At 32.8% G+C, this 19736-nt stretch carries 19 protein-coding genes; 14 read left to right on the forward strand and 5 right to left on the reverse strand.

Annotation, left to right across the window (positions count from 1 at the left end; translation table 11 throughout):
* Positions 1-66 precede the first annotated feature (66 nt).
* Positions 67-2847, forward strand: a complete 2781-nt coding sequence (locus ACFS5M_RS11925; protein ID WP_183490246.1) for an outer membrane beta-barrel protein — start codon at positions 67-69, stop codon at positions 2845-2847.
* Positions 2848-2858: 11 nt separating this feature from the next.
* On the opposite strand, the gene ACFS5M_RS11930 is transcribed toward ACFS5M_RS11925, so the two are convergent.
* Genes ACFS5M_RS11930 through ACFS5M_RS11950 form a run of 5 tightly spaced genes read right to left on the reverse strand, consistent with a single transcriptional unit; the run spans position 2859 to position 6021 of the window.
* Entirely contained in the window at positions 2859-3662 is an 804-nt protein-coding gene (locus tag ACFS5M_RS11930) for a TPM domain-containing protein (protein WP_183490249.1), read from the reverse strand.
* Positions 3662-4102: a TPM domain-containing protein gene (locus tag ACFS5M_RS11935; protein WP_183490251.1), complete on the reverse strand. Its 441-nt coding sequence runs from the start codon at positions 4100-4102 to the stop codon at positions 3662-3664. The genes ACFS5M_RS11930 and ACFS5M_RS11935 overlap by 1 nt, the downstream gene beginning before the upstream one ends.
* Before the next feature lie 5 nt (positions 4103-4107).
* Positions 4108-4707, reverse strand: a complete 600-nt coding sequence (locus ACFS5M_RS11940) for a LemA family protein (protein WP_183490254.1) — start codon at positions 4705-4707, stop codon at positions 4108-4110.
* 12 nt (positions 4708-4719) lie between these two features.
* Positions 4720-5049 carry a MerR family transcriptional regulator gene (locus ACFS5M_RS11945; protein ID WP_183490257.1) on the reverse strand — a complete coding sequence of 110 codons (330 nt, stop codon included), beginning with the start codon at positions 5047-5049 and terminating at the stop codon, positions 4720-4722.
* Positions 5050-6021, reverse strand: coding sequence for a M23 family metallopeptidase (locus ACFS5M_RS11950; RefSeq protein WP_183490261.1), 972 nt, complete (start codon positions 6019-6021; stop codon positions 5050-5052). It lies immediately after the preceding gene.
* Between the two features lie 220 nt (positions 6022-6241).
* Here ACFS5M_RS11950 and alaS point away from each other — a divergent pair, with 220 nt between their 5' ends.
* From alaS to ACFS5M_RS12015, 13 genes are all read left to right on the forward strand, one after another.
* Positions 6242-8857, forward strand: a complete 2616-nt coding sequence (gene alaS / locus ACFS5M_RS11955) for an alanine--tRNA ligase (protein ID WP_183490263.1) — start codon at positions 6242-6244, stop codon at positions 8855-8857.
* A gap of 3 nt (positions 8858-8860) precedes the next feature.
* Positions 8861-9820, forward strand: a complete 960-nt coding sequence (locus ACFS5M_RS11960) for a GSCFA domain-containing protein (protein ID WP_183490266.1) — start codon at positions 8861-8863, stop codon at positions 9818-9820.
* A gap of 80 nt (positions 9821-9900) precedes the next feature.
* Entirely contained in the window at positions 9901-10425 is a 525-nt protein-coding gene (locus ACFS5M_RS11965) for a DUF6252 family protein (protein ID WP_183490269.1), read from the forward strand.
* Positions 10426-10830: 405 nt separating this feature from the next.
* On the forward strand, positions 10831-12594 hold the full coding sequence (locus ACFS5M_RS11970; RefSeq protein WP_379898938.1) for a tetratricopeptide repeat-containing sensor histidine kinase: 1764 nt from the start codon (positions 10831-10833) through the stop codon (positions 12592-12594).
* Positions 12595-12648: 54 nt separating this feature from the next.
* Positions 12649-13299: a response regulator gene (locus ACFS5M_RS11975; protein WP_183490272.1), complete on the forward strand. Its 651-nt coding sequence runs from the start codon at positions 12649-12651 to the stop codon at positions 13297-13299.
* A 33-nt stretch (positions 13300-13332) separates the two neighbouring features.
* Positions 13333-13947: a DUF4230 domain-containing protein gene (locus ACFS5M_RS11980; RefSeq protein ID WP_183490275.1), complete on the forward strand. Its 615-nt coding sequence runs from the start codon at positions 13333-13335 to the stop codon at positions 13945-13947.
* On the forward strand, positions 13948-14517 hold the full coding sequence (locus ACFS5M_RS11985; protein ID WP_183490278.1) for a TetR/AcrR family transcriptional regulator: 570 nt from the start codon (positions 13948-13950) through the stop codon (positions 14515-14517).
* A 67-nt stretch (positions 14518-14584) separates the two neighbouring features.
* The gene (gene paaE, locus ACFS5M_RS11990; protein WP_183490281.1) at positions 14585-15658 is read left to right on the forward strand and encodes a 1,2-phenylacetyl-CoA epoxidase subunit PaaE; all 1074 of its coding nucleotides are present in this window, start codon (positions 14585-14587) and stop codon (positions 15656-15658) included.
* A gap of 168 nt (positions 15659-15826) precedes the next feature.
* Positions 15827-16783, forward strand: coding sequence for a 1,2-phenylacetyl-CoA epoxidase subunit PaaA (gene paaA / locus ACFS5M_RS11995; protein WP_183490284.1), 957 nt, complete (start codon positions 15827-15829; stop codon positions 16781-16783).
* Between the two features lie 104 nt (positions 16784-16887).
* Positions 16888-17175, forward strand: coding sequence for a 1,2-phenylacetyl-CoA epoxidase subunit PaaB (gene paaB, locus ACFS5M_RS12000; RefSeq protein ID WP_183490287.1), 288 nt, complete (start codon positions 16888-16890; stop codon positions 17173-17175).
* Positions 17176-17235: 60 nt separating this feature from the next.
* Positions 17236-17991 carry a 1,2-phenylacetyl-CoA epoxidase subunit PaaC gene (gene paaC / locus ACFS5M_RS12005; protein ID WP_183490290.1) on the forward strand — a complete coding sequence of 252 codons (756 nt, stop codon included), beginning with the start codon at positions 17236-17238 and terminating at the stop codon, positions 17989-17991.
* 54 nt (positions 17992-18045) lie between these two features.
* Positions 18046-18546, forward strand: coding sequence for a 1,2-phenylacetyl-CoA epoxidase subunit PaaD (gene paaD / locus ACFS5M_RS12010; protein WP_183490293.1), 501 nt, complete (start codon positions 18046-18048; stop codon positions 18544-18546).
* A gap of 203 nt (positions 18547-18749) precedes the next feature.
* The gene (locus ACFS5M_RS12015; protein ID WP_183490295.1) at positions 18750-19529 is read left to right on the forward strand and encodes an enoyl-CoA hydratase-related protein; all 780 of its coding nucleotides are present in this window, start codon (positions 18750-18752) and stop codon (positions 19527-19529) included.
* Positions 19530-19736: the final 207 nt, after the last annotated feature.

Here is a 19736-nt window from a genome sequence, read left to right on the forward strand (position 1 = left end):
AGAAAATTCATACGAAAAACAATTTATCTTCGTTGTTAAACAGATCTGATAATCATCAATCAAGTCATGAAGAAACTATTTTTCTGCGTCGCACTTTTATGCGTAACTTTTTCGTTTTCACAATCTAAAGACTTTAAGATTTTTGGATCTATTATTGCTGAAGAAGACCAGAGTCCATTAGAATCTGCAACCATATATTTAGAGCGTGTAAAAGATAGTGCTTTAATTACTTATACTATTTCAGATAAAGATGGAGGCTTTTCTTTAGAGGGGAAAACTTCAGATAAGACTGCAAATTTATTTGTGTCGTATGTTGGGTATCAAACCTATTATAAAAAGATAGATTTAAGTGCTTTAGAAATAAATCTAAATAACTTACCACTTACAGTAAGTACAAATAGTTTAGATGAAGTAACTATCAAATCCCAAGCGCCAATCACCATTAAAAAAGACACCTTAGAGTTTAATGTCAAATCGTTTAAAACGAAGAAAGATGCAACCGTTGAAGATTTATTAAAATTGCTTCCAGGTGTTGAAGTGGAAGAGGATGGAAGCATAAAAGTAAATGGAAAACCAGTCAATAAAATTTTAGTTAATGGTAAGCCTTTTTTTGGAAATGATCCTACCATAGCTACTAAAAATTTGACCAAAGATATCATTGAAAAAATACAAGTCGTTGATACTAAAACAAAATCTGAGGCCTACACTGGTGAAGAAGGTGATAAGGATAATAAAACGATTAACCTTACCATTAAGGAAGAAAATAATAAAGGGGTTTTTGGACGTGTTTCAGCAGGAGCAGGAACACAAAAAGTATATGAATTTGCAGGCATGCTTAATCGTTTTGATAATGATCAACGCGTTAGTGTTTTGGTTGGTGGTAATAATATAAATTCACCAGGATTTAGCTTTGGTGAAATTCGTAAAATGTTTGGTGGAGGCTACAGTATGTCTATGTCAAGCAATGGATCCTTTTCAATAGATGGAAGAAGTTTTGGAGGAGGAGAAGGTATTACAATCTCTAAAAATGCTGGTTTAAATTATGCAGATGTGCTAAGCGAAAAAGTAGATGTTTCTGCAGATTATTTTTATTCTGGAAGTCGCTCAGATAATGAAACAATTACAGAGCGAGAAAATATTTTATCTGATGGGAGTTATTTTACAAATTCAAATTCGAATTCGCAAAATGATAGCGATAGTCATAGTGCTAATGTTGCGTTTGATATTGAAATAGATTCAACTTTATTGATAAATATAGAACCTTCGTTTAGATACTTTAAAAGTGAAACGCGTTTTAACAGAAATGAAGCCTCTTTAGATGAATTCAATACGTTAACCAATGAGTCAACCACTACTTCTTTTGTAGAATCTGTAGGAAATAATTTTAGCAATAAAATAGAACTTACTAAAAAAATGGGAAGCAATGGTGCTTACATAAAATTTGAAATCAATAATGAGTTTAATACTACATTAACCGATGATTTTTTAAACTCTGAAACAAATATCTATGGCGATACTCCAGAAGATATTATTAGAGATCAGTTTACTGATGGAGAAAACAAGCTTGATAGGTTTTCAACTGAAGTTACTTATAGGTTGCCAATAATTGCTAAAAACCTTTTTTTGAATTTAGATTATGAATTTAAAAGCGATAAACGAACAGATGTTAAAAGTACATTTGATAGAAATGATGTCACAGATGCCTATGATATATTCAATACCGATTTAAGTACAGATTTTGAATATATTGATGAGGAGAGTACACCAGGAATATCTTTAAATATTAGAAAAGAAAAATTTTCAGGAAGAATTGGTGCGAACTATGTATTTAGAACCCTAGAAAATAAAGATTTTTTAAGACCAGCTTTAAATATTGAACGCAATTTTAAAGCCTTAGAAATGAGTTCATATATTAATTATAGATTTAGTCCAAAATCTTCGTTTTATATGAATTATAGATTAAGTAATGATTCACCACAATTATCGCAATTGCAACCTTTTCTAAATGTGTCTAACCCTTTAAATACGATAGTTGGAAACCCAAATTTAGAACCCACTACACGACATAATGTGTATGCAGGCTATAATGCCTTCGACTTTCAAAAAGGAACAGGTTTTTATTTTAATTTTAATGCGAGTTTTAATAAGAATCAAATTGTCTCTAAAACGACAGTGAATGAAGATTTTGTAAGAGAAACTACTTATGCAAATGTAAATGGAGGAAGAAGAATTGGTGGCGGTTTTAATTATAGCAAGAAAAATAAAATAGACAGTTTAAGAACGTTTAAGTATAGTTTTGGTGCCTACGGAAACTATAATAAAAACATCAACTTTAATAATGATGTAAAGTATGCGAGTCATGTCACTTCAATCTCTCCAAGAGTAACCTTAACCTTAACATGGAAAGATGTTATGGAGATTAAACCAAGATATAGCATCTCTATTACTAAAAATAAATATGATATTGATGCTTTTGAGAATAGAGACTTCTTATATCACTCTTTAGATATTGAAACAGCTACATTTTTACCTAAAAAGTTAGAGTGGCGAAATAATATTAAATATAATTACAATCCCAATGTTGCTGATGGTTTCCAGAAAAGCGCTTGGTTTTGGAATTCTACTTTGGCTTATTCGGTGTTAAAAGACCAAGGTAGTATTACTTTAAAAGCCTATGATTTATTAGGACAAAATACAAATGCGAGCCGTACTGCAACAGAAGATTATATTCAGGATTCACAGAGTAAAGTCTTAGAGCAGTACTTCATGGTTGGGTTTAGTTGGAAATTTAATAGTCTGGGTAAAAAAGGAGAAACAGGCGGGAATGACGTATTTTATTTTGATTAAATTGGTGTAGATTACCAGCCGCCAGAAGCGCCTCCACCTCCAAAACCGCCGCCGCCGAAGCCACCACCAAAGCCGCCGCCCGAGCTTCCGCCAAAGCCACCACCTCCAAAACCTCCAGAGCTTCTACGGTAACCGCCACGTCCAGAATTGCTTAAGATGATAGCGTCTAAGATGCTATGACCAGCAGATCGATGTCCTCCATTTCCTCCGCCATTTCTTTTTTTGGAAATCGCAATAAGGATAACTAAAAAGATAATGATGATAAAAAATAATAAGCCAACAGGAAAATCACTTGGCTGATTTAGTCTAGAGCCTTGATATGCTCCAGACATGACCTCAAAAACAGCATCTGCACCTCTGTTTAATCCGCCATAATAATCGTTTTTCTTAAAGTAAGGTATAATGTCACGTTCAATAATACGTCTAGACATAGCATCTGTTAAAAGGTGTTCAACACCATAACCAGTCGCAATAGCAATCTTTCTATCGTCTCGTGCAAGTAAAATAAAAATCCCATTATCTTTTTCTTTACTACCACCAACGCCCCATTTGTGAGCCCATTGTGTAGCTAAGTACATAATGTTTTCTCCTTTTGTAGTTGAAATGATTGCGACTACAATTTGAGTGGATGTAGTATCTGAATATTTTACTAACTTGTTTTCTAGGTTAGATTTTTCTGTAGATGATAATAGGTTAATATAATCATAAACACTTGTTTGAAATTCAGGTGTTTTTGGAATATCAAACTGTGCAGTAATGGCTTGAAAACTAACTAAACAGAGTATAAGTAGGAGTATGAATTTTGGCTTGTACATTACCCTTTAGAAATTTTGTTAGTTAATTCGTTTTTATCTGAACCACTTATTGGGAAGTGTTTTTTGAGTTGCTCTCCAGCATGTAAAATGCCATCGACTAAGCCTTGTTTGTAATTTCCAGATTTAAAATGATTTTCAATGATTGTTTTTGTTTTTATCCAAAAGTCAGGTGTTACACGATCATTAATGCCTTTATCTCCATAAATACCAAAGGCTTTGTTTTGAACAGCCACATATATTAAAACCCCATTTTGTAATCGTGTATTATGCATTTTTAAAATAGAAAACACTTCTAAAGCACGACTCTTAATATCGCCTTTAAAAGTGTTTTCTAAATGTACACGAATTTCACCAGAGGTGTTTTTTTCAGCCAGTCTAATAGCTTCAACAACCTCTTGTTCTTCAATGGTACTTAAAAATTCCTCAATACAATAGTGCATGATTTTTATTTAAAATCGAAGTCAACATCAGGCGCATTTTCACTGCCTGGATCAGCTTTATAGTAATCCATAGCATCAAAATTTAAAAACCCAGCTAATAAACTATTTGGGAAGGTTTTTATATGCTTGTTGTAAGGTTCTACTGCTTCATTAAAACGGTCTCTTGCCACATTAATTCGGTTTTCAGTACCTTCTAATTGACTTTGTAGCTCTAAGAAATTTTGATTGGCTTTAAGTTCAGGATAACGTTCTACAGAAACTAATAATTTAGACAAAGCACCACTTAAACCGCTTTGCGCTTGTTGAAATTGTGCCATATTTTCAGCAGTCAAATTACTAGCATCAATAGTCGTTGAGGTTGCTTTTGCGCGTGCTTCAATGACTTCTCTTAGCGTTGTACGTTCAAAATCTGCTGCACCTTGAACCGTTTTAATTAAGTTGCCAATAAGATCATTTCGCCTTTGATAACTACTTTCAACATTTCCCCAAGTTTTGGTAGCAGATTCTTTTAGATTTACTGCGGTATTGTTAAAATTCTTTCCCCAAGAAAATAATGCAAAAGCAATAAGTCCTAGGACTATTAATGGAATAAGCCATTTTTTCATAATCAGTTGGTTTTAAAGTTGTTCTTTTATTTTAATAAGTTGCTCTTTTACACCTTCTAATTTACTAATGATTTCAAAATTAGATAAGGTTTTTTGTTTTTCTTCTTTTAAATGAATTTTCGCACCTTCTAAAGTAAATCCTCTTTCTTTTACTAAGTGAAAGATGAGTTTAAGGTTTTTAATATCTTCTGGAGTGAATTTACGATTGCCTTTCGCATTTTTTTTAGGCTTTAGGGCATCAAATTCTTTTTCCCAGAAGCGTATCAATGAAGTATTAACACCAAATGCTTTAGCGACTTCGCCAATTCCATAATATCGTTTTTCGGGTAATTCTAAATACATCTAATCTAAGGATTGATTTTCTAATGATGCATGTTCCAATAAGGTGTTAAACTCTTCGGCAGTTAAACTACCATAGTAAAAGTTTATTGGGTTAATGCGCTGCTCGTCTTTAAAGACTTCATAATGTAAATGAGGAGCTTCACTTCGTCCTGTACTCCCTACAAAACCAATTAAGTCACCACGTTTTATTTTTTGATTTTTTCTCACATTATACTTGTATAAATGCGCGTATAAACTCATGTAACCAAAACCATGATCAATTCTAATATGTTTACCATAGCCAGATGCACTAGCATCAGCACGTTTTACAACACCATCTCCAGCAGCATAAACAGGTGTGCCTCGAGGTGCTGTAAAATCCATTCCCCAATGCATTTTTCTTGCTTTAGTAAATGGATCTGTTCGCATGCCATAACCAGAAGCCATACGTGTTAAATCTTCGTTTCTAACAGGTTGAATAGCTGGAATGGCAGCTAATAATTTTTCTTTTTCTGCAGCAAGAATGGCAATCTCATCTAAGGATTTAGATTGTACTACAATGCGTTTTTGTAACTTGTCAATACGCTTATTACTTTCTATAATAAGTTTAGAATTATCGTAACCTTGGTATTCTTTATATCTATTAACACCTCCAAAACCAGCTTTTCGTTGCTCTTCTGGAATAGGATTGGCTTCAAAATAATGCCTATAAATATTATTATCTCTGTCTTCAACACTTGATAGTACAGCTTCAGCTTCATCAAACTTTTTGTTCAATAATTCAAAATTGAGTTTTAAATTTTGAAGCTCTCTATTCAAGGCCTTTTCTTTTGGCGATTCAAAATATTGACTAGCTATAAAAACAAAGAAGAAACCAAATAATGCTGACGCTGATAAAAACAAAAGAATATACTTAAAAGTCTTTCGTTTTTTACGCTCTATCTTTCTATAAGACAGAGTTTCAGAATCATAATAATATTTTACCTTACTCATTACTTAATTTATACTATTTTTGCATGTATTATGAATAAAACTCATATTCAATTTTTTATTCTAAAACGATCAAACCTACAAAAATATTATTACATTATTTTTGACAGTTGTTTAATTGAAAGTTGACTTGCCCAACACTTTATAAAAAAAATGTTGAGTAAAGATAAAAATTGTTTTGCAATAAATATAATTTAACAAAAACTGTAATCATTTTATATAGATGAAGTCTCAAGATATTCGTTCTAAATTTTTAAATTTTTTCGAGCAAAAAAAACATAGTATTGTGCCTTCTGCACCAATGGTGTTAAAAGACGACCCAACATTAATGTTTGTGAATTCTGGAATGGCGCCTTTTAAAGAATATTTTTTAGGTAATGCCCAACCCAAAAATAATAGACTTGCAGATTCTCAAAAATGCCTTAGAGTGTCTGGTAAACATAACGATTTAGAGGAAGTGGGTTACGATACGTATCATCATACTTTATTTGAGATGCTAGGGAATTGGTCCTTTGGTGATTACTTTAAAAAAGAAGCGATTGCTTGGGCTTGGGAATTGTTAGTGGATGTTTACGGAATTGATAAAGATATACTTTATGTTACTGTTTTTGAAGGGAGTAACGATGCCGATAATTTAGAAATGGATATGGAAGCTTTTGATATTTGGAAGCAATACATTTCTGAAGATCGAATTCTAAAAGGCAATAAGAAAGATAATTTCTGGGAAATGGGTGATCAAGGCCCTTGCGGACCTTGTAGCGAAATACATGTTGATATTCGTTCTGCCGAAGAGAAAGCTAAGGTAGATGGAAAGTCTTTAGTGAATATGGACCATCCGCAGGTGGTAGAAATATGGAATTTAGTCTTCATGCAATACAACCGAAAAGCGAATGGCTCACTAGAAAGTCTGCCTAATAAACACATTGATACAGGAATGGGTTTTGAACGTTTATGTATGGTATTACAAGGTGTTCAATCTAATTATGATACTGATGTTTTTACACCCATTATACGTGAAATTGAAACGATAACAGATAAGAATTACGGCAAAAACGATAAGGTAGATGTGGCTATTCGTGTCATTTCAGACCATGTACGTGCTGTTGCTTTTTCTATTGCAGATGGCCAATTACCTAGTAATACAGGTGCTGGTTATGTTATTAGAAGAATTTTACGTCGCGCAGTACGCTATGGCTTTACTTTTTTAGATAAAAAAGAACCATTTATATATCGACTAGTTGATGTGCTTGTAAATAGAATGGGAAAGGCATTTCCAGAATTGAAATCACAAAAACAACTTATTGAAAATGTAATCAAAGAAGAAGAGGCTTCATTTTTAAGAACTTTAGATCAAGGTTTAATTCTTTTAGATCGTATAGTAGAAAATTCTAAATCTAAAGAAATTCCAGGTTCAAAGGTCTTCGAATTAAAAGATACTTATGGTTTTCCAGAAGATTTAACTGAACTGATCCTACGTGAAAAAGGCTTTACTTATAACGATGACGAATTTAAAAAGAAGTTACAAGAACAACAGGAAAGAGGCAAGCAGGCATCAGAACTAAAATCAGATGATTGGACGGTTTTAATTGAAGATGAAGAGCAAGAATTTATTGGTTATGATACTTTAGAAGCTTCAGTAAAACTTACACGATACAGAAAAGTAACGTCTAAAAAAGATGGCGAAATGTATCAGTTGGTATTTAATATTACTCCATTTTATGCTGAAGGTGGAGGGCAAGTTGGTGATAAAGGCTATTTGGAAGATGCCCATGGCGATGTGATTTATATTATAGATACTAAAAAGGAGAATAACGTAATTATTCATTTTGCTAAAAATTTACCTAAGCATATTAACGAAGTCTTTAAAGCTTCTGTAGATGGGAAACAACGCAGGAGAACAGAGTGTAACCATACAGCAACACATTTATTACATCAAGCTTTACGTGAAGTTTTAGGTGAGCATGTAGAACAAAAAGGCTCAGCAGTGCACTCTAAATACTTGCGTTTTGATTTTTCACATTTTTCTAAATTAACGGTTGAAGAATTACGCGATGTAGAAAATTTTGTAAATAGAAGGATTGAAGGGAAATTGCCTTTACAAGAGCAACGTAATATACCTATGCAACAAGCCATAGATGAAGGTGCAATGGCCTTGTTTGGTGAGAAGTATGGCGACACAGTTCGTGCTGTTCGTTTTGGACAATCTATAGAATTATGTGGTGGAACTCACGTGAAAAACACAGCAGATATCTGGCATTTTAAGATTGTTTCTGAAGGTGCTGTTGCTGCTGGAATTCGTCGTATTGAAGCGATAACGAATGATGCTGTTAAGGATTTTTATTTCGAAAATAATAGAGCTTATTTTGAAATGCGAGACTTGCTAAATAATGCCAAAGAGCCTGTTAAGGCTTTACAAAATCTTCAAGACGAAAATGTAGCCCTTAAAAAACAAATTGAAAGCTTATTAAAAGACAAAGCCAAAAATATAAAAGCGGAACTTAAAAGCGAATTAGCTGAAATTAATGGCATTCAATTTTTGGCTAAAAAATTGGACTTAGATGCTTCAGGAATAAAAGATGTTTGTTTTGAGCTAGGCAGTCAGTATAAAAATTTATTTTTATTGTTTGGTGCAGAAATCAATGGAAAAGCAATTCTGTCTTGCTACATTTCTAAAGAATTAGTAGCAGAAAAAGGTTTAAATGCTGGAACTGTAGTTAGAGACTTAGGAAAACATATTCAAGGAGGAGGAGGAGGTCAGCCTTTCTTTGCAACTGCTGGAGGGAAAAACCCACAAGGTATTGATGAAGCCTTAGAAGCAGCAAAAGACTATTTAAAGTAAATTTTGAAACTTCAAACGCAAATACCATTAAAAAAACAGTTAAATAATCTAATAGATTATCATTCAAATATTCTTTTATTAGGTTCTTGCTTTGTAGAAAATATAGGAAAAAAAATAGAGTACTATAAGTTTCAAAATGTCTTAAATCCTCTAGGTATTCTTTTTCACCCTAAAGCTTTAGAATGTTTAATTACAAACGCCATAGAAGGAAAAGTATATTCAGAAGAAGATGTTTTTTTTCATAACGAACAATGGCATTGTTTTGAAGCGCATTCAAAATTAAGCAGCAGTTCAAAGGATGAGCTTCTGCAGCACTTGAATACACAAATTAAATCCGCTAACCACCAAATTCTTAGCGCAACACATATTGTCATTACTTTAGGGACAGCATGGGTTTATAAACATATTAAAAGTGGCTTTAGTGTCGCCAATTGCCATAAAGTTCCCCAAAAACAATTTATTAAAGAATTACTTTCAGTTGATGAGATTATTGCGTTGCTTCAAAGTATTACTTCTAAAATCAGAGAAGTGAATAGTAAAGCGTCTATTGTTTTTACGGTTTCTCCTGTTCGTCATTTAAAAGATGGCTTTGTAGAAAATACGAGAAGTAAAGCCCATTTAATTACAGCAATTCATCAATTATTGTCACTTCGAGCGCAGTCGAGAGGTCTTCATTATTTCCCATCTTATGAAATTATGATGGATGAACTTCGTGATTATCGTTTTTATAAAGAGGACATGATTCACCCTAACGATGTGGCTGTTAATTATATTTGGGAGAAGTTTCAAAGCGTCTGGATTTCTTCCGAAGCTCAAAAAATAATGAGCGATGTTGAGTCTATTCAAAAAGGAATTCAGCATAAGCCTTTTAATTTAAAATCGGAGGCTCATCTACAATTTATTCAACAATTAAAGCAGAAGCAAAAAGACCTTCAATCTAAATTTTCTCATATCGTATTCTAAATATACGTAATTCATCGTATTGTTTGCATTTCGATTTTGTTGCAGTTTTGACCCATTATAAATCAATAAAATATTCAACAATGAGAAATTTAAAACAATTTATGTTATTAGTGATGACCTTATCATTAGTTTCGTTATCATCATGTTCTAAAGATGACGATGGAGGAAGTGGAGGAAGTGCTGCTTCAGGGACAATTAATGCTAAAGTTGATGGTTCTGATTTTAACTCTATGGAGATATCATCTTCTGCTACTGTTGCTAATTCAGGACAAAATCTAGTAATTATTGGCTCTAACAGTTCTGGTGAGGCCATCACTATCACAATTTTTGGTTATGAAGGTGTAGGAACCTATGAGATTTCTGGAGCTAATATTAATATTTCTGCGTCTTATTCTGAAACAGATGTTTCTAACCCTTCAAGTCCTACTACAGAAATATGGCAATCACCATATGAAGATTCTGTGCTAGGTGAAATTAATATTTCGGAAGAAACAGATACTAAAGTTAAAGGAACATTTAATTTTATGTGTAAAAATGTTGGTGGAGATAATTCTGTTAAAAACATTACTGATGGTTCATTTGACCTTAACAAACAAATAACTTAAACAAACGAACTAAAAATAAGAGTAGTTTCAGTTATTTTTAAGAGTAACTGCAGCTTAAAATCTCAATAAGGCATAATCTTGTTGTTGAGATTTGTTGATTGAGCGTAATATTTAGTTTTATTACGCTTAATCTTTTTTAGGAATCGTTTTGTCGAAAAATTAGTTGTAAATTAATTTTTTATACTACATTCATATTGCTATTAATCAAATATATCAAAGCATCGACGACAATCTTATTCATTTAAGCTTTTGTTATAGATGCTTTTTTTATGCTTTACTATTGAAGTAAAATAATATATTACTATCTTTTAAATTCCTAATTATTTTGGTGAAGTGATTTTAAAAAAACATTTTTTTACGGTTTTAATTTTTTGCTTTTTTTTCTCAAGTCTTGCTCAAGAAAAATTGTCGTTAGATAGCTTTTCAATTTCTATTTCTAATATACCAAAAGAGGATCAAATTAAAGCAATTATTAATATTCCTTATGATGAAGCAGTAAAGAATATTAGTGTTTTTGAGAAACTTGCAGACAAAGCAATATTACTCTCCAAAGAGTTAAACGACAGTCTGCTGCTTGCTGATGCTTTAAGTCAGAAAATATTAGCATTGCATTTTACATCTAAAAACGAAGAAGCATTAAGCTTATCTTTAAATGCGATTAGAATATATGAAAACCTTGGCGCGCAAATTAAAGTGGGTAAGCTCTATAGCGATTTAGGTTGGAAACTAAAACATAGAGATTTTGAAAAAGCATTTGCTTATTTGCAAAAAGGAATTAATATTTTAAAAAACAACAAAGACGCGTCCACCAATTTATATGAGTCGTACGATAATTTTGGAGTTTTACATGGCATGAAAAAGCAATGGGATAGCGCACTATACTATCATAATAAGTCTCTAAGGTTTAGAAAAATTATTAAAGACAGTATTAGCATTCCTTTTAATTATTCACATATTGCTAATGTATATTTAAATACTAAAAAATTTATTCTTGCCGAAAAGTATTTAGACAGCTCATTACGAATTAGAGAAAAAAGAAATGATATTTATGGTGTTACAGACTCTAAGCTTTATTTAGGGGATTTGTTTTTCGCAAAAAAAGAATTTTCAAAAGCCGCTAATCAATTTGACGAAGCCTATACATTATCTAGCGATTATAAATACTATCCTCTAAAAAAGTATGCAGCCGAATATTTGTATAAAAGCTATGATTCTTTAAAAGATTACAAGAATGCCTTAAAGTATATCATCATTTTTAATAAACTAAAAGATAGTGTTACAAATGTAGCGACTAATAGTAAAATAGCCGAATTAGAAATTGAATATCAAACCGAAAAAAAAGAAAGAGAAATTTTAACGCAACGCACCAATATAGCCGAGCAAAATTTAACATTGCAACAGCGTAAATATCAAATATTTGGGTTAATCACTTTAGCACTTATTTTAGGGTTTCTAGGCTATTTATTCTACAATCAACAAAAATTAAAAAACAAACAACTTCAAAAAGAGAATGCGCTAAAAGATGCGCTGGCCAAAATTGAGACTCAAAACCGCTTGCAAGAACAACGCTTAAGGATTTCAAGAGATTTGCACGATAACATTGGCGCACAACTCACTTTTATAATTTCTTCAATAGACAACCTAAAATATGGTTTTGAACTGCCTAAAAAATTAGATGCAAAACTAAGTACAATTAGTTCATTTACTAAATCTACAATTTATGAGCTGAGAGACACCATTTGGGCGATGAATAAAAGTGAAATTACTTTTGAAGACTTGCAATCTCGAATTTCGAATTTTGTAGATCAAGCGAATTTAGTTTCAGAAGCCATTAAATTTGAGTTTAAAGCTGAAGAAAACACTAAGGAAGAACTTAAACTCACATCAGTAGATGGTATGAATTTTTACAGAATCATTCAAGAAGCTATAAATAACGCCATTAAATACGCTGAAGCTTCAAAAATTGAAGTTTATATCAATACCATAAAAAATAAATTAAGTATTTCTATTTTAGATAATGGAAAAGGTTTTGATTTAGAACATACCAAACGCGGAAATGGAATTAATAATATGAAAAAACGAGCAAACGATATTGATGCTCAAATTTTTATAGAATCTGTACCTAATGCTGGCACAACAATTAAGGTCGAAAAATTATTAAATACGTAGTTTGTCGTATTACTTAAGACTTATAAAATTTTTAAATTAGTAGAAATCTTTGTCATGAATATTAAAATAGCTATAGTAGACGATAATTCTTTTCTAATTAATACAGTTAAAGAAAAACTATCTTTTTTTGAAGATTTAAATTATAAGTTCTCAGCGTCAAATGGTTCAGAACTCATCGCAAAACTTCAGGAAAATCATAACTTAGATTTAATTTTAATGGACATAGAAATGCCAATTCTTAATGGCATTGAAACCACAGAAATTGTCAAGCAAAAATATCCTCATATTAAAATAATTATGTTAACGGTTTTTGATAACGACGAGAATATTTTTAATGCCATAAAAGCGGGAGCAGATGGTTATTTGTTAAAAGAAATTAATCCTAAAGAATTACATAAAGGTATTCTTGAAACTTTAAATGGCGGTGCAGCAATGAATCCTTCTATCGCTTTAAAAACATTGAAATTGCTTCGCAATCCTATGGAAATTGAAAATACTTCCGAAAAGGAAGAAATTAAACTTACCAACAGAGAAGTTGAAGTTTTAGAACAGTTGAGTAAAGGATTAAGCTATAATTTAATTGCTGCCAACTTAATTTTATCAGTAGGAACAGTTAGAAAACACATTGAGAATATTTATAAAAAACTACAAGTACATAACAAGCTAGAAGCTGTTCAAAAAGCAAAGAAGAATAACATTATTTAGTTCAATTTTTATAACTTACCTAAAAATTGAAACATGCGTAAAATTCTTTTTGGTGTCATTATTACTTTAGTCGTTCTTTTTACGTTTAAATATTGTGGAGAAGCACAAGAGCATAAAATAGTGCTTCAAGAAAGCTCCACATTAATTCAAGAGCAAATTAATAATGTAGGTAAGCTTGTGGTTACAGAAGGGCATTTTAGTGAAGTTTTTAATTACAAGAATTCTAAAGAAATTTTTGGAGCGTATTTTACTTCAGATAAAAAAGCATTAGTGGTTGTGAATGCCAAAGTAACTATTGCTTATGATTTAAGTAAAATAGAATTTAAAGTCGATAAGCTTAATAAAACATTAACCATTCTTAGTGTGCCTCAAGAGGAAATTAATATAAGTCCAGATTTAGAATATTACGATATCCAATCCGACTTTTTTAATCCTTTTGAAGCTCAAGATTATAACGATATTAAAGAGACGGTCAAGGCATCGTTAATAAAAAAATTGGAAGCTTCAGATTTAAAAAAGAATGCTAAAAATAGATTGATAAGTGAACTGTCTAAATTTTATATTCTTACCAATTCTTTAGGATGGACACTTCAATATAATGAAACGTCCATCTCGAAAGTCGATGAACTGCATAGAATAAAATTGTAAATGAAAGCAGAAACACGTAAAGACGAAATCATAAAAACTGCAGCTAAGCTTTTTAAAGAGAAAGGTTATAGTGCTGTAACCATGCGAGACCTTGCTACTGCAATGGGAATAAAAGCTGCAAGTCTTTATAATCACATCAACTCTAAGCAGGAAATCCTTAAAGAAATTATTATTTCACTCGCTGAAGAATTTACAGATGGTATGGAAATCATTAAGGCTTTAAATGAAAGTAGTCTAAATAAATTAAGCTTAATAATTGCCTTACATATAAAAATTTCTAGTCAAAACATTTATGGCATGGCATCCTTAAATAACGATTGGATGCATCTTGAAGATCAGTTAAATTATTATTTAAAATTAAGAACAGACTACGAAGATAATTTCAGAAATATTATTAAAGCAGGAATAATAAATAAAGAAATCTTAAACGATAATCCAGATGTCATGTTGTTTTCAATGCTTTCAACACTACGCTCACTTTATATTTGGATCCCAAAAAAAGAAGATTTAAACCAAGACCAATTAGCACAAAGTTTAAGCAAAGTCTTAATCCAAGGAATAAGTAAATAGTTTCAAATATTTTCGTAAATTTGTCATTCAAACTAACAAGTGTTAGTTAAAATGATTTAAACTCAATATGGCAGATTTTTATAGTTTAAAAGTTGCAGATATCTATAAGGAAACTAAAGATACAGTCGTCATCACTTTCGATATTCCTGAGCATTTAAAAGAAACCTTTAAGTTTATTCAAGGGCAACACTTAACGCTTCGTAAAGAAATAAATGGCGAAGATATTCGAAGAAGTTACTCGTTGTGTACGAGTCCTCTAGATAATGAATGGAAGGTGGCTGTTAAAACAATTCGTCAAGGCGTGTTTTCTAATTACGCATTTAATGAACTTAAAAAAGGCGACGCACTCGAAGTTATGCCACCTCATGGCGAATTTTATGTCAAATGTGAGCCAGAAGTTGCTAAAAATCATATCGCCTTTGCTGCTGGTAGTGGCATCACGCCTATGTTATCCATCATTAAAACACATTTAATTAGCGAGCCTAAGAGCACTTTTAAATTGTTTTACTTGAATCGTAGAGTGAAATCTATTATCTTTAAAGAGGAGATAGAACAGCTTAAAAATGAGTTTTTTGGAAGGTTTCAAGTCTTCTATTTCTTGACTAAAGAGCAACGAGACATTCCGTTTTTAAACGGACGATTTGATAAAGAGAAACTAGCCGTTCTTACCAAAACATTTATTGATATCGAAGATACTAATCACGCTTTTATTTGCGGACCTCAAGACATGATTTTCTTAATTCGTGACGAGCTGCAAGCAGCAGGATTAGATAAAGAAAAAATACATTACGAGTTATTCTTCTCTGGAAGTTCAGAAGAGGAAAATAAACATATCGCTGAGGTTCTTGAAGAAAAAGCTGATGGAACTGAAGTGACTATCATTGATGGCGGAACAGAGTTCCATTTTATTATGGATGAGGATTCAGATAATATCCTCGATGGCGCTCTAAATGCTGGAGCCGATTTGCCTTTCGCCTGCAAAGGAGGTGTCTGTAGCACCTGCAAATGCCAAGTGGTTGAGGGATCGGTAAAGATGAAAATTAACTATGCACTTGAAGAAAAGGAAGTGGCTCAAAATTTTGTATTGAGCTGTCAAGCGGTTCCAACAAGTGAAAAAGTAGTCGTCAATTTTGACGTTTAAAATATGGGCGTTACCCTAAAGGGTCAGGCTTTCCGCTGTATCTTTTTGTACTGTCATTCCTGCCTGTGCAAGAATCCAGTAAAAAAAGGATGCCGCTGCAATCCTTAACGCAAATAACCAATTGCTTTAGGTGTATAGCCTAAAACAAATAGCTTAAAGCTTTAAATTATGAGTGAAGAACAAATAAAAAATCTTGAAGAACAATTTGAAGCACGTATTGCACGTGACGAAAAAATTGAACCTAAAGACTGGATGCCAGAAAAATATCGTCAAACACACATTAGACAGATATCTCAACATGCACATTCCGAAATTATAGGCATGCTTCCAGAAGGAAACTGGATTACCAGAGCACCTTCATTACGACGAAAAGTAGCGCTTTTGGCAAAAGTGCAAGATGAAGCTGGACATGGATTATACCTCTACTCAGCCTGTGAAACTTTAGGGGTTTCTCGTGAAGAATTGTACGAGCAATTGCATTCTGGTAAAGCGAAGTATTCGAGTATTTTTAACTACCCAACAATCACTTGGGCAGATATGGGCGCAATTGGTTGGTTGGTTGATGGTGCAGCGATTATTAATCAAGTGCCATTGTGTAATACGTCTTTCGGACCTTATGCAAGAGCGATGATTCGTGTGTGTAAAGAGGAAAGTTTTCATCAACGTCAAGGCTATGAAATCATGATTAAATTGGCAAACGGAACACCTGAACAAAAAGAGATGGCACAAGATGCCTTAAACCGCTGGTGGTGGCCTTCTTTAATGATGCTTGGTCCAACGGATGCTGAATCTGTACATACAGAGCAATCTATGAAATGGAAACTAAAACGTAAATCTAATGATGAATTACGTCAGCAGTTTATAGATCAAACAGTACCTCAGGCTGATTTAATTGGACTCACCATTCCTGATCCTGAATTAAAATGGAATGAAGAAAAAGGAAGCTACGATTTTGGTGAGATTAATTGGGACGAATTTTGGCAAGTCGTTAAAGGTCATGGACCATGTAATAAAGAACGTATGAAAGCTAGAGTTGGTGCATGGGAACGCGGAGAATGGGTTCGTGATGCAGCTATGGCACATGCCGAAAAGCAAGCTGATAGAAAATTAAATAAGGCAATGTAGAAGAAGCTTTGCGAAGCAAAAATTCAAGCCAAAATAAATAGAGATAAAAATAAAAAATAGAAATAGAATTAACAAGATACCTGCTTTCGCAGGCATTAGAAATTATGGCAACAAAAAACTGGCCACTTTGGGAGGTCTTCGTAAGAAGTAAAAACGGATTAGAACATCGTCATTTTGGAAGTCTTCATGCTGCAGATGCAGACATGGCTTTAGAAAATGCACGCGATGTCTATACAAGACGTAATGAAGGTGTAAGTATTTGGGTTGTAGAATCTAAAAATATTACAGCATCTAATCCTGAGCATAATGGTGAATTATTCGAACCTGCTCAAGATAAAATCTATCGTCATCCAACATTTTACGATTTACCAGACGAAGTAAAATACATGTAATAAATCTTTGGTTTGTTATCCTGAATTGGATTCAGGATCTCATCAAATGAAATAATTAAAATGAAAAACGAAAATTTATATAAATACATCCTCGGAATAGCAGACAATAGTCTAATTCTCGGTCAACGATTAGGAGAACTTTGCGGTCATGGACCAAGCCTTGAAACTGATATTGCTTGTACAAATATATCACTAGACCTATTTGGTCAAGTGCGTAGTTATTATCAATATGCTTCAAAAGTTGCAGGTGATGGCCGAACAGAAGACGATATTGCCATGCTTCGAAAAGAGCGTGAGTATGTAAATGTTTTGTTAGTGGAACAACCTAATACAGATTTTGCTTATACCATGGCACGCCAGTTTTTGTTTGATATGTATCATATGTTGTTTTTAAACGAATTACAGAAAAGTAAAGATGTAACGCTTTCAGCTATAGCAAATAAATGCATTAAAGAAGTGAGTTATCATTTGCGTTTTTCTTCAGATTGGATTAAAAGATTAGGAGACGGAACAGAAATAAGTCATCAAAAAATGCAAGACGCGATTGATGGTTTATGGACTTACACAGACGAATTATTTCATCAAACCGAAGCTGATAAACAAATGGTTGAAGAAGGTATTGGCGTCGATGTAATCAAACTAAAAGAAACATATTACACTAAAGTTTCTGAGCTATTACATGAAGCTAGTCTAAAAACACCAGAATCAAAATATTTCCAAAAAGGAGGGAAGCAAGGTGTTCACACAGAGCATTTAGGGTACTTATTGTCTGATTTGCAATATATGCAACGTACTTATCCAAATATGGAATGGTAATAAATTAATACGAAAGAGTTGGTCTCTTCGAATGTGCTAGAGAAGGCTCAAAATATGACAACAACAGAACAGCATATCGATCAAATACTAATTCCAATTCTGGAGCAAGTTTCAGACCCTGAAATTCCAGTATTGTCAATTATGGAAATGGGTGTTGTGCGTTCTGCTGTCATCGAAAATAATATTGTAAAAGTGCAAATAACACCAACTTATAGTGGTTGTCCTGCTATGGATGTGATTGGTGATGATATTAAAAAAGCACTAAAAGAAGCAGGTTATAATTCAGAAATTGAATTAATCCTGTCACCAGCTTGGACAACCGATTGGATTACCCCAAAAGGACGAAAAGCTTTAGAAGATTACGGTATAGCTGCGCCTTTGAGTGCCGAAGCCGATAAAGACGTTTTGCTTCACGGAAAACGCATCGTAAAATGTACTAATTGTGGTTCAACAAACACACGATTAGTCAGTCAGTTTGGTTCAACGGCATGCAAAGCACAATTTCAGTGCGATGATTGCTTAGAGCCATTCGACTATTTTAAATGTTTAAAATAAGTATAGCGTTACCCAAGGGTCAGGCTTTCGGCAGTCGCTCTTTTCAAGGAGCTCCAACAAAGCCTCAATCCTTAACGCGAAATTGAAATAAAAGTATCATGCAAAAGCATGAAAAAAAATGACCTACTAAAGGTTGACATAAAATTTGAATTGAAGAATTTGTCATTCCGCACTTGATGCGGAATCCACAATAAAAAAAATATATGGAAAGCATTCAGCTTAAAATTGAAAACAAAGTAGCGTATATCACGCTCAACAGACCAGAAGTGTTTAATAGTTTCAATCGTGAAATGGCGTTAAGTCTACAAAAAATATTAGATGATTGTGAAACTAATAATAATGTTAGAGCCATTGTGCTTACAGGAAATGGTAAAGCGTTTTGTGCTGGACAAGACTTAAAAGAAGTCACAGATCCAGAATTAAACCCTGGATTCAAAAAAATATTAGAAGAACATTACAATCCAATTATTACAAGAATTCGCGCCATAAAAAAACCAGTTATTGGTGCTATTAATGGCGTGGCTGCTGGCGCTGGAGCAAATATTGCATTAGCTTGCGATATTGTTGTAGCACATGAAAAAGTGAGCTTCATACAAGCCTTTAGTTTGATTGGTTTAGTACCTGACAGCGCAGGAACATTCTTTTTGCCTAGACTCATCGGATTTCAAAAAGCATTAGCTCTAGCAATGCTAGGGGATAAAATTGGTGCTGAAGAAGCTGAACGTTTAGGGATGATTTATAAAATGATTCCTTTAGAAAGTTTTGAAGAAGACGTTAATAAACTTGCTATAAAACTGGCAAATATGCCAACTAAAGCGTTAGGTCTAATTAAGGAATTATTTAATCAATCAATGAGCAATGATTTAGAATCACAATTAGCTTTAGAATCTAAACTGCAAATAGAAGCCGCACAAAGTGAAGATTATAAAGAAGGTGTAGCTGCATTTATAGAAAAACGTAAGCCAGAATTTAAAGGAAAATAAAGAATATAGAAATTAGAGCGCTTCGCTTTAAGATTTAAGACTAAATCAATGTGAAGCATTGAAATAAATGTTGAAATGAAGAATATAAAAATCAAATCGTTAAGAATTTCTGAAGCCTTGGAAGAAATTTAGATTTTATTTTTGGTTTTCAAGCTCAATAAGAGATTGAAAATTCCTCACTTTCAACTTGAATTTTTGGTTCGTTTT

Origin of the sequence: Lacinutrix iliipiscaria (genome assembly GCF_042686125.1) — a bacterium.
GTDB lineage: Bacteria > Bacteroidota > Bacteroidia > Flavobacteriales > Flavobacteriaceae > Oceanihabitans > Oceanihabitans iliipiscarium.

Coding starts and splice junctions, on each gene's coding strand:
- ACFS5M_RS11925 (WP_183490246.1), top strand. CDS start 67: ATGAAGAAACTATTTTTCTGCGTCGCACTTTTATGCGTAACTTTTTCG.
- ACFS5M_RS11930 (WP_183490249.1), bottom strand. CDS start 3,662: ATGTACAAGCCAAAATTCATACTCCTACTTATACTCTGTTTAGTTAGT.
- ACFS5M_RS11935 (WP_183490251.1), bottom strand. CDS start 4,102: ATGCACTATTGTATTGAGGAATTTTTAAGTACCATTGAAGAACAAGAG.
- ACFS5M_RS11940 (WP_183490254.1), bottom strand. CDS start 4,707: ATGAAAAAATGGCTTATTCCATTAATAGTCCTAGGACTTATTGCTTTT.
- ACFS5M_RS11945 (WP_183490257.1), bottom strand. CDS start 5,049: ATGTATTTAGAATTACCCGAAAAACGATATTATGGAATTGGCGAAGTC.
- ACFS5M_RS11950 (WP_183490261.1), bottom strand. CDS start 6,021: ATGAGTAAGGTAAAATATTATTATGATTCTGAAACTCTGTCTTATAGA.
- alaS (WP_183490263.1), top strand. CDS start 6,242: ATGAAGTCTCAAGATATTCGTTCTAAATTTTTAAATTTTTTCGAGCAA.
- ACFS5M_RS11965 (WP_183490269.1), top strand. CDS start 9,901: ATGAGAAATTTAAAACAATTTATGTTATTAGTGATGACCTTATCATTA.
- ACFS5M_RS11975 (WP_183490272.1), top strand. CDS start 12,649: ATGAATATTAAAATAGCTATAGTAGACGATAATTCTTTTCTAATTAAT.
- ACFS5M_RS11980 (WP_183490275.1), top strand. CDS start 13,333: ATGCGTAAAATTCTTTTTGGTGTCATTATTACTTTAGTCGTTCTTTTT.
- ACFS5M_RS11985 (WP_183490278.1), top strand. CDS start 13,948: ATGAAAGCAGAAACACGTAAAGACGAAATCATAAAAACTGCAGCTAAG.
- paaE (WP_183490281.1), top strand. CDS start 14,585: ATGGCAGATTTTTATAGTTTAAAAGTTGCAGATATCTATAAGGAAACT.
- paaA (WP_183490284.1), top strand. CDS start 15,827: ATGAGTGAAGAACAAATAAAAAATCTTGAAGAACAATTTGAAGCACGT.
- paaB (WP_183490287.1), top strand. CDS start 16,888: ATGGCAACAAAAAACTGGCCACTTTGGGAGGTCTTCGTAAGAAGTAAA.
- paaC (WP_183490290.1), top strand. CDS start 17,236: ATGAAAAACGAAAATTTATATAAATACATCCTCGGAATAGCAGACAAT.
- paaD (WP_183490293.1), top strand. CDS start 18,046: ATGACAACAACAGAACAGCATATCGATCAAATACTAATTCCAATTCTG.
- ACFS5M_RS12015 (WP_183490295.1), top strand. CDS start 18,750: ATGGAAAGCATTCAGCTTAAAATTGAAAACAAAGTAGCGTATATCACG.